Annotated in this window: 12 protein-coding genes and 1 pseudogene; 1 reads left to right on the top strand and 12 read right to left on the bottom strand. The window is 38.5% G+C overall.

What is annotated here, in order from left to right; all coding sequences use genetic code 11:
- Positions 1-109: 109 nt before the first annotated feature.
- The 5 genes from secA to MKY29_RS05460 form a co-directional block, all read right to left on the bottom strand.
- Positions 110-2,620 carry a preprotein translocase subunit SecA gene (secA, locus tag MKY29_RS05480; RefSeq protein ID WP_340879269.1) on the bottom strand — a complete coding sequence of 837 codons (2,511 nt, stop codon included), beginning with the start codon at positions 2,618-2,620 and terminating at the stop codon, positions 110-112.
- A 230-nt stretch (positions 2,621-2,850) separates the two neighbouring features.
- The gene (hpf, locus tag MKY29_RS05475) at positions 2,851-3,408 is read right to left on the bottom strand and encodes a ribosome hibernation-promoting factor, HPF/YfiA family (RefSeq protein ID WP_090563306.1); all 558 of its coding nucleotides are present in this window, start codon (positions 3,406-3,408) and stop codon (positions 2,851-2,853) included.
- Positions 3,409-3,522: 114 nt separating this feature from the next.
- Positions 3,523-3,900 carry a PilZ domain-containing protein gene (locus MKY29_RS05470; protein WP_340879268.1) on the bottom strand — a complete coding sequence of 126 codons (378 nt, stop codon included), beginning with the start codon at positions 3,898-3,900 and terminating at the stop codon, positions 3,523-3,525.
- A 143-nt stretch (positions 3,901-4,043) separates the two neighbouring features.
- Positions 4,044-4,538, bottom strand: a complete 495-nt coding sequence (locus MKY29_RS05465) for a C40 family peptidase (protein WP_093494249.1) — start codon at positions 4,536-4,538, stop codon at positions 4,044-4,046.
- A 179-nt stretch (positions 4,539-4,717) separates the two neighbouring features.
- Positions 4,718-6,406: a methyl-accepting chemotaxis protein gene (locus tag MKY29_RS05460; protein WP_340879267.1), complete on the bottom strand. Its 1,689-nt coding sequence runs from the start codon at positions 6,404-6,406 to the stop codon at positions 4,718-4,720.
- 202 nt (positions 6,407-6,608) lie between these two features.
- Between MKY29_RS05460 and MKY29_RS05455 the strand changes: the two genes are divergently transcribed.
- Entirely contained in the window at positions 6,609-6,749 is a 141-nt protein-coding gene (locus MKY29_RS05455) for a hypothetical protein (protein WP_340879266.1), read from the top strand.
- Positions 6,750-6,914: 165 nt separating this feature from the next.
- On the opposite strand, the gene MKY29_RS05450 is transcribed toward MKY29_RS05455, so the two are convergent.
- The 7 genes and pseudogenes from MKY29_RS05450 to ilvC form a co-directional block, all read right to left on the bottom strand.
- Entirely contained in the window at positions 6,915-7,763 is an 849-nt protein-coding gene (locus tag MKY29_RS05450; RefSeq protein ID WP_269920476.1) for a VOC family protein, read from the bottom strand.
- 329 nt (positions 7,764-8,092) lie between these two features.
- Positions 8,093-9,004: pseudogene (locus tag MKY29_RS05445) on the bottom strand (threonine/serine dehydratase); the annotation flags it as partial.
- Positions 9,005-9,087: 83 nt separating this feature from the next.
- The gene (gene leuD / locus MKY29_RS05440) at positions 9,088-9,669 is read right to left on the bottom strand and encodes a 3-isopropylmalate dehydratase small subunit (protein WP_340879265.1); all 582 of its coding nucleotides are present in this window, start codon (positions 9,667-9,669) and stop codon (positions 9,088-9,090) included.
- A 269-nt stretch (positions 9,670-9,938) separates the two neighbouring features.
- Positions 9,939-11,354 carry a 3-isopropylmalate dehydratase large subunit gene (gene leuC / locus MKY29_RS05435; RefSeq protein WP_340879264.1) on the bottom strand — a complete coding sequence of 472 codons (1,416 nt, stop codon included), beginning with the start codon at positions 11,352-11,354 and terminating at the stop codon, positions 9,939-9,941.
- A 19-nt stretch (positions 11,355-11,373) separates the two neighbouring features.
- Complete coding sequence (gene leuB, locus MKY29_RS05430; protein ID WP_090563324.1) at positions 11,374-12,474, bottom strand: 3-isopropylmalate dehydrogenase; 1,101 nt, start codon at positions 12,472-12,474, stop codon at positions 11,374-11,376.
- Positions 12,475-12,686: 212 nt separating this feature from the next.
- On the bottom strand, positions 12,687-14,228 hold the full coding sequence (locus MKY29_RS05425) for a 2-isopropylmalate synthase (protein WP_340879263.1): 1,542 nt from the start codon (positions 14,226-14,228) through the stop codon (positions 12,687-12,689).
- Positions 14,215-15,246: a ketol-acid reductoisomerase gene (gene ilvC, locus MKY29_RS05420; RefSeq protein WP_269920480.1), complete on the bottom strand. Its 1,032-nt coding sequence runs from the start codon at positions 15,244-15,246 to the stop codon at positions 14,215-14,217. Before ilvC ends, MKY29_RS05425 begins: the two co-directional genes overlap by 14 nt.
- Positions 15,247-15,383 lie beyond the last annotated feature (137 nt).

The following is a 15,383-nucleotide window of genomic DNA, read 5'->3' as shown; positions in this document are numbered from 1 at the left end:
CCTTTCCAATCTTAACGAAGACCCACATTATGTGGGTCTTTCAGAGGTTGTGACAGGATGTCACGAACTTAGACTGTATCGTTTAGCATAGACGCTTCACTTTACTTTATTATTGAACTGCTCCATGACAGTTTTTGAATTTTTCACCGCTTCCACATGGACATGGATCGTTACGTCCGACAGAAACTTGTTTGCGTACTGGTTTTTTCTTCACAGGACCGCTTTCTTCTTTCGGATTTACAGCTTGCCCTTTTGCTACTTCTTCGCGTTCTAGGTTATTGCGAATTTCAGCTTTCATCGCATATTTTGCAACGTCTTCCTGGATGGAATCGACCATAGCTTCGAACATAGCAAATCCTTCACTCTGATATTCACGAAGTGGGTCTGTTTGCCCGTATGCACGCAAGTGGATTCCTTGGCGAAGTTGATCCATTGCATCGATATGGTCGATCCATTTGGAGTCAATAGAACGAAGTAATACTACTTTTTCAAACTCACGCATACGTTCAGCAGTCATTTCTTCTTCTTTCGCATCGTAGAATCGAATTACTTCTTCTTTGATTTTTTCGATCATTTCTTCTGAAGATAAATTTTGTAGTACCGATTGTGTTATTACACCTTCAGGCAATAGGTTCGCTTGAATGTGATCTTCAATTCCTTTCAAACTCCAATCAGCCTTATTCTCAGAGCTTGTATGAGAAGAAACTAAACGCTCAATTGCACCGAATAACATTGACTCAACAAGTGCACGCATATTTTCTGTTTCTAATACTTCATTACGTTCTTTATAAATAATTTCACGTTGTTGACGTAGTACATCATCATATTGTAATAAACGCTTACGTGAATCGAAGTTATTTCCTTCTACCCGTTTTTGCGCTGATTCTACTGCACGGGATACCATCTTCGATTGAATTGGTTGAGTGTCATCCATACCTAGCTTCGACATCATAGCACGCATGTTATCAGAGCCAAACCTGCGCATTAATTCATCTTCCATTGATAAATAGAATTGAGTAACCCCAGGATCTCCTTGACGACCAGAACGTCCACGTAGTTGGTTATCTATACGACGAGATTCATGTCGTTCCGTCCCAATTACTGCTAAACCACCAACTTCAACTACTCCATCGCCTAGTTTAATATCTGTCCCCCGACCAGCCATATTTGTTGCAATCGTAACTGATCCTAGATGACCAGCAGTTGCAATAATTTCCGCTTCATGTTCATGATTTTTGGCATTTAATACATTATGCTTAATACCATGTTTGGTTAATAAATTAGAAATAATTTCAGAGGTTTCAATAGCAACTGTACCAATTAGAACTGGTTGACCGCTTTTATTGCGCTCTGCAATATCAGCAGCTGCTGCTTCGTATTTACCATTCATGGATGCATAGATTAAATCTGCGCGGTCATCCCTTGCAATTGGACGATTTGTTGGAATCGCAATAACATTCATGTTGTATATATTGCGGAACTCCTCTTCTTCCGTTTTTGCTGTACCAGTCATTCCCGACAGTTTATCGTACATACGGAAAAAGTTTTGGAAAGTAATAGTAGCCATTGTCATCGATTCGTTTTGGATTTCTAAGCCTTCTTTTGCTTCAATCGCTTGATGAAGACCATCACTATATCGACGACCTTTCATTAGACGACCAGTGAATGAATCGACTATTACAACATCGCCCTCTTGAACGACATAGTCGACATCCAAATGCATGGAAGCATGGGCTTTTAATGATTGATTGACAGCATGATTTAAACGAACATGAGTCAAATCAAACAAATTATCTATATTGAAAGCTTTTTCTACTTTTTCTACACCAGTATCAGTTAGTGTTACACCTTTTGTGGCTTCTTCATAAGAAAAATCTACTTCTTTTGTTAAAGTACGTACAAATGCATTTGCTTGTTTATATAGAAGTGCAGCTTTGTTGGCTTGTCCTGAAATGATTAAAGGTGTTCTCGCTTCATCTATTAAGATGGAGTCAACTTCATCGATTACTGCATAGTGAAGAGGACGTTGAACTTTATCTTCTTTATACAACACCATATTATCTCGTAAATAATCGAACCCAAGCTCATTGTTTGTCGAATATGTAACATCCGCCGCATAAGCTTCACGCTTTTCTTCTTTAGACAATGAATTTAAGTTCAATCCAACACTTAATCCTAGGAAATTATATAATTGTCCCATCTCAGCAGCATCACGGCTAGATAAGTATTCATTGACCGTCACCACATGCGCACCGAGACCAGTAATCGCATTTAAATAAATAGACATAGTTGAAGTTAGTGTTTTACCTTCCCCTGTTTTCATCTCCGCAATATTACCCTCGTGAAGAGCAGCCGCCCCCATAATTTGAACACGGAAAGGGAACATTCCAAGAACACGTTTAGATCCTTCGCGTGCTACTGCAAATGCCTCTGGCAATAAACTATCTAAGCTTTCTCCTTTTGAATGGCGACCACGGAACTCTTCTGTTTTCGCTCGTAACTCTTCATCAGACAATGCTTCCATTATACTTTCTAATGCTTCTACTTTATCCGCAATTTTCTCTAGGCGTTTTAGTTCACGTTTATTTAAATCGAACACTTTATTTAATACTCCAAGCATCTATTTTCACTTCCCATTTAGTCTTACTCTCCATTTTACCATTCGTTCTAAAGGCACGCAAATAAGCTACACTATTATTTTGAATGTACTTGGAGACTTATATGCATAATGCATAAGTAAAAAGTGATTCTGATTATTTAGGCCACCCATCATTTTACTCGCTATTATCCCATATAAACGATAAAAACTCTCCTCGTAATGAGGAGAGTTCGGTATTTAGATTTAGACGCTTAGTTTGTTTCGATTAAACCATATTTTCCATCGCTACGTTTATAAACAATATGTGTCCCATTAGATTCTGCATCTGTAAAGATGAAGAAATTATGACCAAGCATGTTCATTTGAAGTACTGCTTCTTCCTGATCCATCGGTTTTAGGTCAAACTGTTTAGTACGAACGATATTATACTCATCTTCTTCAGTATGATCTGTTACAGCATCTGGTGGATCAATTGTCGCAAAAAATGTTGCTACACCTTCACGTTCACGGAACTTACGATTTACTTTTGTTTTATATTTTCTAATTTGACGCTCTAATTTATCAACGATTAAATCGACAGCAGCGTACATGTCTGCATTGCGTTCTTCTGCTCGCAGTGTTAAATTTTTCATAGGAATTGTTACTTCTACCTTTGTTTGCTTGTCGTTATACACTTTTAAGTTAACGTTTGCAGTTGCTTGAATTTCTTCGTTGAAGTAACGGTCTACTTTCTCAATCTTCCCTTCAACGTATTCACGTATTGCAGGAGTCACCTCAATGTTTTCTCCACGAATGTTAAAGTTTAGCATGTAAACTCCTCCTTTAATTTAACTCTATATATATATTTCAACACCACCTTTAAAATATCCTTCTTATTTTAAAGTTTTTATTTATTTTTTGTCGAAACTTGTAATAATTTTCACTTACCTAAGTTCCATCTCTTTGCGTCTACGGTTTTTTAGCTCTCCAATAATCATTTTTTCACTCTCGCTATCCCCAACTAACTTTATGCCATATTCATGACCATCTGCTTTTCGGTGGGACCAAACAAATTCTCCTACCATTGAAATAGGATTTGTATCTAATGTGAAATGTAATTCAACATGATGTAATTGATCTATGGAAATAAATAATTCACTAAACATCTTCAAGCCATTTGGACTGATATCTATAATTTTGCAAATACCTTTGTTTGATAATTCCACTCCATTACTGCCTTCATTTTGTTTTATTAAACGAAATGTTGCATCGCAAGGTTCTTCAAATGTATAACGAAAATACTCGTTACGGTTATACTTCAAATTCCTTCCTCCTTCCGATGGATACTTATAATATATTTTTCATTATGCAGAATTAACAAGGAATTATCAAACGATAAGAAGATGTTGGGAATACAAAAAAAGTTCTACCGTAGATTATACGATAGAACAGATATGCATATGTTTTATTTGTTTACCGCTACTGTTACATCAGCAATTCGCTTAGCTCCCACGTAACGATCTCCCCAATAATATGGATCACTTAATTTATCGATTTTCACACCTTTTGAAGTGGATGAATGGATAAATTTGCCGTCTCCGATATAAATACCAACATGTGAGACGCCTCTACCAGAAGTATTGAAGAATACTAAGTCACCAGAAGATAAATCACTTTTATCTATTTTAGATCCTGAAGCGTACATTCCTGAAGAAGTTCTTGGAAGACTTACTCCTAAATCATTGTACACATAGCTTACAAATCCTGAACAATCAAATCCTGCTTTTGTTGTACCGCCACCACGATATTTTGTTCCAATTAAATCCTTAGCTGTTGCTACTAATTCAGATGAATTAACAGAACTTGCTGCTTCCGTATTTCCTGCGAATGTTGATATAACTAAGAGAACGGATAATGCTAATATAGCCATGACTTTTTGCGACATAGATTTTAAATTCATCGTGTTCCCCCAAGGTTTAAAGTTTTCTGATTATTTCTCTAAACTCATCTTACCACTCTTTAAACCTTTTTAATTTTACAGTTATGTAACAATTGTGTTACAAGAAAAACTGAGTGTTTTCAACGGATTACACAAAAAAAACCTAACAAGTATAGAAATAATTACTTGTTAGGACTAATTTATATGACAAATCTAGTGCTTGATTTCTCCAAAATAATTGCCTGTTCACTTACATTATTTATCAATTTAGAAAGCATTTCGATTGTCTGAACATTAGATAAAAGCATGTCCTCAGTGTGCTCCATTTGCGCTGTGTTAGATTCGATTGATTCTATTAATGCAAATATGAGTTTCTCAGAAGTATTCTTTTCTTCTTCAATCGTTAGAATAGAATCTTTCATATAATCATTTTGATTTTTGGAATCTCGTATATAGGAAACTATTTTATCCATTTTATGATGCAGCATCTCAAACGTTGCCGCGTTATTTTTTGATGTAGCCAATCCATCAGCAAAAACGCTTGCCATCTGAGTCCCTTGTTGAGTAATAGAATTAGATATCTGATGAATTGTGGAAGCTGTACCAGACACTTCATCTGCAAGTTTTTTTACTTCTTCCGCTACAACTGCGAATCCTTTACCATGTACACCCGACTTGGCAGCCTCTATTCCAGCGTTCAATGCCAATAAGTTAGTTTGCTTGGAAATCGTTTGGACGATTGTAGTCATTCGTGCTATTTCTTCAGTCCGATCTTGCAGTATTTTTCTCTCTGCATCAGCTTCTTTAAATAATGTTCGTAATTTTGCCGATTCACCAGCAGCATTTTTCAATGCCGATGCACTTTCATCAGCCATTTGTACAGCAATTGTGGAATACTCGGTCAGTTCAATTACTTTTTCTGTTACTTCGCCAAAAGTCTGGGAAAACTCCTCTAAAAAGGAACGGATACTTATAGAACTTTCCTTTTGCTTTAGCATACTTCCACTCGTTTCATGAATAGCTAATTTGACAATATTTGTGCTATCTACTGTATTAGTGGAGTATACTTTTAACTCTACGCTATTTCCACTCAATTTCTCTGCAGTATATTTAATAGTTTTTACGATATCTATAAGGTTACCTCGCATCTCATTCATCGCTTTTGATACTTCACCAATTTCATCGTTCGCTAAAACTTGTAATGGTTCGCTATTTAAATTTCCTTCAGATATATCTTTTGCAGATAAAACTACTTGTGCTAGCTGGGTTTTAATTTGTCTATTTGTTATTAAAACTAAAGCAAGTGATAGTAAACCTGCTATAAGAAAAGCAGTAACTACAATAACAATGGTATTTTTCTGACTTTTGGACATTTCCTCTATTGAAAGCTGTCTTTTGTCAGATTCATGTTGTCTAGTTTCTTCTAATATTAAAGTCAGGCTAGTGTATTTTTCATTGATAGACTGAAGTTGTCTCCGTTTTGCAACATTTTCTTTATTGACAACCGATTCCTTTAAATTATTCTCGTATGTAGTTTGAATTGATTGTAATGTTTCTAAAAAAGCCTTCCAATCTACATTAGGCATTTGCTTACTAGCTACATTTAGTTGACTTGCTAAACTCTCTTTTGTCAAATTATAATCTTGATCGAACTCTTCCAATGGATCTCCTGCGAAATTGGATATAGCAATGTATAAACTCGCAACCTCCGATCGCATAATATCTATACTTTCCACACTATGTGACGAAGTTTCCATATCGTCAGCTAAGTCTTGATTGTGAACTACTTGGATGATTAATAAAACAGCCATCACCCCGAATAAGATAAAGGAACTAAAAATCGCAATTAAATACTTCATTCGCAGTGGAATAACAGACCATTTTTTCATAGGTATTCCGACCTCCCCAGTTGAAATATAGCATAATCCATTAAAGAAATGATTGTGTTTTCTGAAACTTAACATGAACTTTACAAAGTTGATTTTTAAAACTTGATGTACGTTTAGAGCGATTTTCTGAAATACTTCAATATTTCTCACCATTCACAGGCAGTCTAATTCTGTCGAATCTATTCCGACTAGGGATGGTCACTTGTCGAATGTGCGCGCAAGAAACTACATAATAATCAATAAAGCTGGTCTAAGTCGAATTCAAGCAAATCGTGTCAGAGAGTTAGAACAAAAAGTAGCAGACAAAAGAGAAGAACCTATAGAGGAAGAAGAGAAAGATTAGAGCAAATAATTTCGATTGAATATATTGCGAAGCGGCTTTAATTTCGATAAATTATCACATTTCTCAAATAAACACATAGAGTTTAATAATCGGTGGCGGTATGCTGAAGATATTATAAATGAGGGAGAAGACATAAAATGACTCCGATAGCTCGGAGTCATTGTTTTATTTTAAAATTAATTTAATTTTATTTTGGGAAGGATCTTGCACAACAAACACACCATTTTCTTCCACAATATCTGAACCAATTTCTATGATATTAGTAATTGCAGCTTGTAGCTCTTCGTTTGTTGGAAAAACTACTGAGAATGTCTTTAGACCAACTACGTTCTCTGGTGTAGGAGGTGCGCCAACCCCAGCCCAAGTATTTAAACCAATATGGTGATGATATTTGCCTGATCCCATAAATAATGCTCCAGGATAATTAGGTGTCATAACATCAAAGCCTAATGCGTTATAAAATTTCTTTGTTGCATCCAGTTCAGAAACATGCAAATGAATATGTCCCATTACAGTTCCTTGAGGTAGCCCATTCCATTCTGTGTTTGCACCTTCCGCTAAGATACTTTGCGCATTAATTTGTAGTGTAGCCATCTCTACGTATTCATTCTCCCATTTCCAGTCAGAATCTGGACGATCACTGTAAATCTCAATTCCATTTCCGTCTGGATCATTCAAGTAAAGTGCTTCACTAACTAAGTGGTCTCCCGCTCCAATGCGAATATTACTCTCTGCAAAGTGTCTTAAAACTGCACCTAGATCTGCACGTGTCGGTAACAATAGAGCGAAGTGATATAACCCAGTTGTTTTTTGCTGTGTTGGCATTATACCCGAAGGTTGTTCAATAGAAAGCAGTGCATTCTTCCCATCAGCAGTAAGTAAAATTTTGTCGGCGTGTTGCTCAAGAACTTTAAAGCCTATAATATTTTCATAAAATTCTAGTGAACGTTGAAGATCCACTACTTTTAGTTCTACTAAATCTACAAATGTGTGCGGTTTATTATGGTATTTCATTTGAAATCCTCCAGTTAATTTGTTAGTTTTTTAGTTACTTTTCGTAAGTAATTATATTTTAGTTACCTAGTGAAGTCAAGTGATGAGTTTAGGTTAAGTCGATGGAAGAGTGAATCACTAGTTCATGGGGCAGAATCGCAAAATCTGCGCACCAAATTGCAAATTAACAGGATAGAATCGAAATATAGGGCATGCAAATCGCAAGTTCGGTCTAATGGGGATTGACTTTTGTTTTGCTGTCGAATATTTTAGTTATTCCCTATATGGATTTGGTTAATCTATAGTATTAAAACACCACTAGCTCAATGGCTAGTGGTGTTCGAGAGTCGTTATTTAGCTAAAGGCATATTCGTACATAGTTGCTGGCATTCGACTAGTTTAGTAACATCGATGTTGCCACCGCTGACGATTATGCCGACATTTTGGGAGGATTCTGGAATGCGGTTATTCAATACTGCCGCTACAGCTGCAGCTGAAGCACCTTCGATGAGCGTTTTTTCACGTTCAAGCGTGAAGAGAATGGCAGATGCTATTTCTTGTTCGCTCACGGTGATTACATCGTCCACGAGTGCTTGAATAATGTTCATAGTCAAATTGCCTGGTGTTTTCACGTTAATACCTTCAGCGATTGATTTTCCTAAAAATGGTAGCAGACCGTTTCCTTTATAAGCAAAGGCGATTGCAGAAGCGTTTCTGGATTGGACTCCGATAACTCGGATATCAGGACGGATGGATTTCACTGCAAGAAGGGTACCAGCTAGTAAGCCTCCTCCGCCTGCTGGCACAACAATCGTATCTAGCTCTGGACGCTGCTGAAGCATTTCCATCGCTACGGTTGCTTGCCCCTCGATAACTGCCATATCGTCAAAAGGATGGATGAATGTTGCTCCTGTTCGAAGTTGTTCCTCACGAGCAGCAATATACGCTTCATCAAAATTTTGACCGATTAGTTTGACTGTTGCTCCATACCCTTTCGTAGCATTTACTTTCGAAACGGGTGTTCCAAGCGGCATGAAAATCGTGACTGGCACATTTCGTGCTTTACCAGAGAAGGCGACACCTTGTGCGTGGTTACCAGCAGAGGCTGCGATTAATCCTTTGGCACACTCTGCTTCGCTTAGCTGCGTTACTTTATTCATAGCGCCTCTAATTTTAAATGACCCAGTTTTTTGCAGGTTTTCTAATTTCAAAAACACATTTTTCTCGGTAATTTTATTGAATGTGGTCGATTTTTTACACGGTGTGCGATGCGCAAACTCCGCTACTTTCTCAGATGCTAGATATAAACCTACAGTGTCGTATGAATTCCCAACAAAACCATCTCCTAATTAGCTATTTTTTTATCTTCGTAAGCTTTTATTTTATCTTCATATTGGAAGGTTAACGAAATTTCATCCCATCCATTTAGAAGCATTTTCTTTTGGTATGGATCAATGTCAAATGAATACACAATACCGTCCGCACCTGTTACCGTTTGCTCTTCTAAATTTACTACTACGTTATACACTTCTTTACTTAACAATGCTTCCACTTCATCCACCGATAACTTTATCGGTAAAATCCCGTTTTTCATGCAGTTATTATAGAAGATATCCGCAAAGCTTGGTGCAATGACTACTCGAAAGCCATAATCCAAAATAGACCATGGTGCATGCTCACGGGAGGAGCCACAACCAAAATTGTCATGTGCTATTAATATAGTAGAATCTTTATATCGTTCATCGTTTAATACGAAGTCTTTAATTGGCTCATCATTTGCATCGAATCGCCAGTGATAAAATAGGTATTTACCGAAACCAGTACGTTCAATGCGTTTTAGAAATTCTTTCGAAATTATTTGGTCAGTGTCTACATTTTTTTGATTCAAAGGTGTTATGACACTTATTATTTCATTGATATGCTCCATTGGTTTTCCTCCTTATGCATTTACTAGATCAATTTCGCCTTGGAGTAATTGCTTCCAGATCAAGAATTGAAGTTAACATAAATTGGTAGCATCCTTGCGACAACGGTTAACTGACCTGCATCACTCAGGCCCCACCTTGATCAATTTACTCCTTTAAAAAATCTGTGACATCCGCCGGAGACTTAAGCCAGCAGGGTGTTGGTCACACAGGCGTTGCTGCAGGACGCGGCGCGGCGATCTTAGCCAGAGTTCCTTTAATACAGTAAGGGTTAAACCCCTACTGTATCAAGTTGAAATTTGCGAATATCTACAATATGTCCTTCGATTGCTGCTGCTGCTGCCATTGCTGGACTCATCAGATGCGTTCTGGAACCAGCTCCTTGACGACCTTCAAAGTTGCGGTTAGAAGTAGAGGCGCAGTGTTCCCCTGCTGGCACTACATCTTCATTCATCGCAAGGCACATACTGCAGCCTGACTCACGCCATTCGAATCCTGCATCAAGGAATACTTGATGGATGCCTTCTTGCTCTGCTTGTTTTTTAACCGTTTGGGATCCCGGAACAACAATGGCTGTTACGTTTGGATGCACTTTACGACCAGCAATTACGTTGGCTGCTGTACGAAGATCACTTAAACGTGCATTTGTACAGGACCCGATAAATACATTCGAAATAGCTATATCCTCTAGAGGCATCCCCTGTTCTAGACCCATGTAAGCTAGTGCTTTTTCATGTGCTTGTTGATCACTTGTCTCCAAGAAATCAGATGTGAACGGAATATTTTGCGATACACCAGAACCCATAGAAGGATTCGTACCCCATGTTACAAATGGTTCAATTTCATCTGTAGAAATTTCTACAGTTTTATCGTAAATAGCACCCTCATCAGTTGCTAAAGCTAACCAACGAGCAGCTTCTTTCTCAAATGCTTCACCTGAAGGAACATGCTCACGACCTCTAAGGAATTCAACTGTTGTTTCATCTGGGCTAATCAAACCAGCTCGTGCTCCTGCTTCAATGGACATATTACAAATGGTCATGCGCTCTTCCATTGATAGCTTACGAATCGCTTCACCAGTATATTCCACGATGTAACCTGTTCCCATATCAATTCCAAACTTTGAAATAATCGCTAAAATAATATCTTTTGCAGCAACACCATACCCAAGGTCACCCGTTACTTTAATTTGCATCGTTTTTGGTTTAGCTTGCCATAGTGTTTGAGTAGAAAGAACATGCTCTACTTCACTAGTGCCTATACCAAAAGCAATTGCCCCGAATGCACCATGTGTAGATGTATGACTGTCTCCACAAACAATTGTTTTACCAGGCTGTGTTAAACCAAGCTCTGGTCCAATAATGTGCACAATCCCTTGGTCAGGATGATCCATATTGGCAAGTGGAACCCCAAATTCTTCACAGTTTTGTTGAAGAGTAGTGATTTGTTTACGAGCGATAACGTCTTTGATCTGTTCTCTATTCCGAGTAGGTACGTTATGATCCATTGTTGCATAGCATAGATCTGGCCGACGAACCTTACGTTTATTTAGTCGTAACCCTTCAAAAGCCTGCGGAGATGTCACCTCATGGAGTAAGTGTAAATCGATATAGAGAAGGTCTGGTTTACCTTCTTCCTCATACACAATATGTTCATCCCAAATTTTCTCAATAATCGTTTTTACCATTTAGTTCCTCTCCTTTTGGTTAGACATAAGAAAACATAATACTATCTGATACAAATTCTGAGTCTAATTCTTCTATAACCTTTAAGGTCCATTCCGTTGTAGACAGCACTCGTTTCCCTTTTATTTGAAGGTCACTTGTGAAATTACCGTCATTCAATACATTAAATACCGCCTCTTCAATAGCCGCTGCTTCCGTTTCCATTTGGAATGCTTCACGTAGCATCATTGCAGTTGAAAGAATTGTTGCTGCTGGGTTTGCTTTATTTTGCCCCGCAATATCAGGCGCAGAGCCATGGACTGGTTCATATAAACCAAAACCATCCTCACGCGTACTTGCTGACGGTAACATGCCTAAGGAACCGGTGATTACGGAAGCCTCATCACTTAAAATATCACCAAACATATTTTCCGTAACAATTACGTCAAATGAATCTGGCTTCGTGATCAACTTCATCGCAGTTGAGTCCACAAGCATATGCTCTACTTCTACATCAGGATAGCCTTGTTTTTTCTCTTCGACGATTTCACGCCATAATTTACTAGAATCTAATACATTTGCTTTATCTACAGATGCAAGCTTGCCACGACGGCTCCTTGCTAATTGGAAAGCAGTATCCACAATTCGTTCAATTTCACTGCGTGTATAAACTAAAGTGTCGACTGCGTAATCATTAGTTTTCTTACGTGGCTCTGCAAAATATAAACCACCTGTCAATTCACGTACAATTACTAGATCTACCGCCTCTGCAACTTCCTTTTTAAGAGGAGAGGCTTCAAGTAATGCGGGAATCGCTTTTACAGGACGAATATTCGCATACAATCCAAAATGCTTCCGAATAGCTAGCAGTCCTTTTTCCGGGCGTAAATGAGATGGATTTTGATCCCACTTTGGCCCACCTACTGCGCCTAAAAGGATGGCATCACTTTTACTGCATACGTTTATCGTTTCTTGTGGTAGGGGATTTTCACAAGCATCAATTGCTGCCCCACCGATCAATCCGTATTGCAAGTTAAACGTATGGTTAAAACGTTTTGCAATTGCTTGAAGCACCTTTACTGCTGCTTCTGTCACTTCTGGACCGATTCCATCTCCCGGTAATACCGTTATCGTTTTTTCCATCCCATTCACTCCCATTTTTAGATTTAAGTCAAATTCATATGAAAACACGAATATCTATGTGATCTTATCCAATTAGCTTAAGGATTTCGTTGATTGTAGCGCAAGGCGGCGACTCCAGCGGGAACAGCGCGAGCTGAAAGCACCGCAGGAACGCAGTGACGAGGAGATTGAAGCCGTGCCCGCGGAAAGCGTCCGCCTGGAGCGGGTATCAACTATTGTCCTACCGCGGCTTGCTCTTTTATTTGAACGTTTACTAATTGACGATTAATAGCATTGATGTATGCTCTAGCAGATGCTTTCAATACATCCTGAGAAGCATTTCGACCAGTTGTCGTTAAGCCGTTATATGTTAAATTAACAACTGCCTCTCCAAGTGCATCCCGCCCTTTGGAGACAGAAGATACACGATAGTCTAAAATACGAACCTCGCCTTTTACAAGTTTTTCAAGTGTATTGAAAATTGCTTCCACCGCACCTGATCCTGGACAAGTTTCCATTACACTTTCACCAGACGGAACTTTTACTGTAATCGTAGAGGTTGGAACATTGTTCTCATATTGAATGATGAGTTCCTCTAATTCATACACTTCCACTTCTCCACTTTTCACCTGCTGGTCAGTCAATAAAACAAATAAATCTTCTTCACTTATTTCTTTTTTACGATCCGCTAATTTCTTAAATGCTACAAATGCTGCATTTAGCTTCTCTTCACTTAATTGGAAGCCCATTTCCACTGCTCTGCTAAAGAATGCATGACGTCCTGAGTGTTTTCCAAGCACAAGCTCAGTTGCTACATCCCCAATCAAATCTGGTGTAATAATTTCATACGTTTCCGGATTTTTAAGCATGCCATCTTGGTGAATACCAGATTCATGGGCAAATGCATTTTTTCCGACAACCGCTTTATTTGGTTGAATAACAACACCTGTCAGCTGGCTAACTAGTTGACTAGTACGTTTCGTTTCTTTCAATAAAATCCCAGAATCGGCTTGGTAATAATTATTGCGGATATGTAATGCAACAGCTACTTCCTCCAGTGCCGCATTACCCGCACGTTCACCGATACCGTTAATAGTACCTTCTACTTGAGTCGCCCCATTTTCAATAGCTGCTAAAGTATTGGCAACAGCCATTCCTAAATCATCATGACAATGAGCGGATAATTTCACTTTTTCGATACCTGTCACGTTTTCACTTAAGTATTTGAATAAAGCACCGTATTCAATAGGAGTTGAATAGCCTACTGTATCTGGAATATTAATCGTTGTTGCGCCTGCTTTAATCACTTCATTCATAATCCGTACAAGGAAATCCTTGTCTGAGCGCGTTGCATCCTCTGCCGACCATTGTACAAGTGGAAAATATTTTTTCGCTAGCTTCACAGATTCAACAGCAATCTCAATTACTTGCTCAGGTGTTTTATTTAGCTTATATTGCATATGGATTGGGGAAGTTGCGATAAATGTATGCAGATGTGGTTGCACGCCACCTTTTAGCGCTTCCCAGGATGTCTCGATATCACTCTTAATCGAACGTGCCAAACCAGTAACAACTGAATTTTTCACTGTATCCGCAATTAGTTTAACTGCTTCGCAGTCCCCAGGTGATGAAGCAGGAAACCCTGCTTCAATAATGGAAACACCGTACTTTTCAAGCTGACGAGCAATTTCTAACTTCTCTTTTGTATTTAGATTAATACCAGCTGATTGTTCGCCATCACGTAGAGTTGTGTCAAAGAATTCAATTTTGCGCACTGGTCACCACTTCTTTCTTGACTTTTTTCCCTTCATTGATGAAAGGCATCATTTCGCGAAGTTTTGCTCCAACTACTTCGATTTGGTGCTCAGATTCTGCTTGTTTGATAGCATTATATTTTGGACGATCTGTTTCGTTTTCTTTAATCCATTCTCTTGCAAAAGTACCGTCTTGAATGTCTGTTAGGACGTCCTTCATACGATCTTTTACAGATGAGTCAATGATACGGGGACCTGACACGAAATCTCCCCACTCCGCAGTGTCTGAAATAGAAGAACGCATTGTAGCCATTCCTCCTTCATACATTAGGTCAACGATAAGTTTTAGTTCGTGTAATGTTTCAAAGTAAGCAAGCTCTGGTTGATAACCTGCTTCTACCAATGTTTCGAAACCAGCTTTTACGATAGCTGTTGTACTACCACAAAGTACTGCTTGCTCTCCAAATAGATCTGTCTCTGTTTCTTCTTTGAATGTTGTTTCTAAAACGCCTGCACGAGCAGCTCCGATGCCTTTAGCATAAGCAAGTGCTAGGTCTTTTGCCACGCCAGTTGCATCTTGATAAACTGCGAATAATCCAGGTACTCCTGCTCCTGCTTCGAATGTTCTACGTACTAGATGACCAGGACCTTTTGGTGCTACTAAGAATACATCCACATCTGATGGAGGAACGATTTGACCGAAATGTACATTGAAGCCATGCGCGAATACTAGTGTTTTGCCAGCTTTTAATGAAGGTTGAATTTCAGCTTCATAGACAGCTTTTTGTCTTTCATCTGGTAATAAAATCATGATAACATCCGCTTTTTCAGCCGCTTCTTTTACGGAATATACTTCTAGACCATCCTCTTTTGCTTGATCGAATGATTTACCTTCACGAATACCTACAACTACATCAAATCCTGAATCCTTTAAGTTTTGTGCGTGTGCATGACCTTGTGATCCGTACCCAATGATTGCGATTTTTTTGTCCTGTAAAAGTCCTTCGTTGATATCTCCGTTATAATACATTTTAGCCATTGTTATTTCCTCCTCGAATTTGGGTTTTTTATATTATTTTGACTCATTAATCACATCTGCTGATTTACGCGGTCCGTGAGCCCTCCCACTGGAGTCACCGCCTATAAATTTTCTAAATACCAAAACTAAAATATTCC

This window comes from Psychrobacillus sp. FSL K6-2365, from assembly GCF_038003165.1.
Classification (GTDB): Bacteria; Bacillota; Bacilli; order Bacillales_A; family Planococcaceae; genus Psychrobacillus; species Psychrobacillus psychrodurans.
This window is presented reverse-complemented; position numbering and strand designations above follow the sequence as displayed.

Bases quoted from the DNA above. Each gene is read 5' to 3' on its own strand.
- secA (WP_340879269.1), bottom strand. From the start codon at position 2,620: ATGCTTGGAGTATTAAATAAAGTGTTCGATTTAAATAAACGTGAACTA.
- hpf (WP_090563306.1), bottom strand. From the start codon at position 3,408: ATGCTAAACTTTAACATTCGTGGAGAAAACATTGAGGTGACTCCTGCA.
- MKY29_RS05465 (WP_093494249.1), bottom strand. From the start codon at position 4,538: ATGAATTTAAAATCTATGTCGCAAAAAGTCATGGCTATATTAGCATTA.
- MKY29_RS05460 (WP_340879267.1), bottom strand. From the start codon at position 6,406: ATGAAAAAATGGTCTGTTATTCCACTGCGAATGAAGTATTTAATTGCG.
- MKY29_RS05450 (WP_269920476.1), bottom strand. From the start codon at position 7,763: ATGAAATACCATAATAAACCGCACACATTTGTAGATTTAGTAGAACTA.
- leuD (WP_340879265.1), bottom strand. From the start codon at position 9,669: ATGGAGCATATCAATGAAATAATAAGTGTCATAACACCTTTGAATCAA.
- leuC (WP_340879264.1), bottom strand. From the start codon at position 11,354: ATGGTAAAAACGATTATTGAGAAAATTTGGGATGAACATATTGTGTAT.
- leuB (WP_090563324.1), bottom strand. From the start codon at position 12,474: ATGGAAAAAACGATAACGGTATTACCGGGAGATGGAATCGGTCCAGAA.
- ilvC (WP_269920480.1), bottom strand. From the start codon at position 15,246: ATGGCTAAAATGTATTATAACGGAGATATCAACGAAGGACTTTTACAG.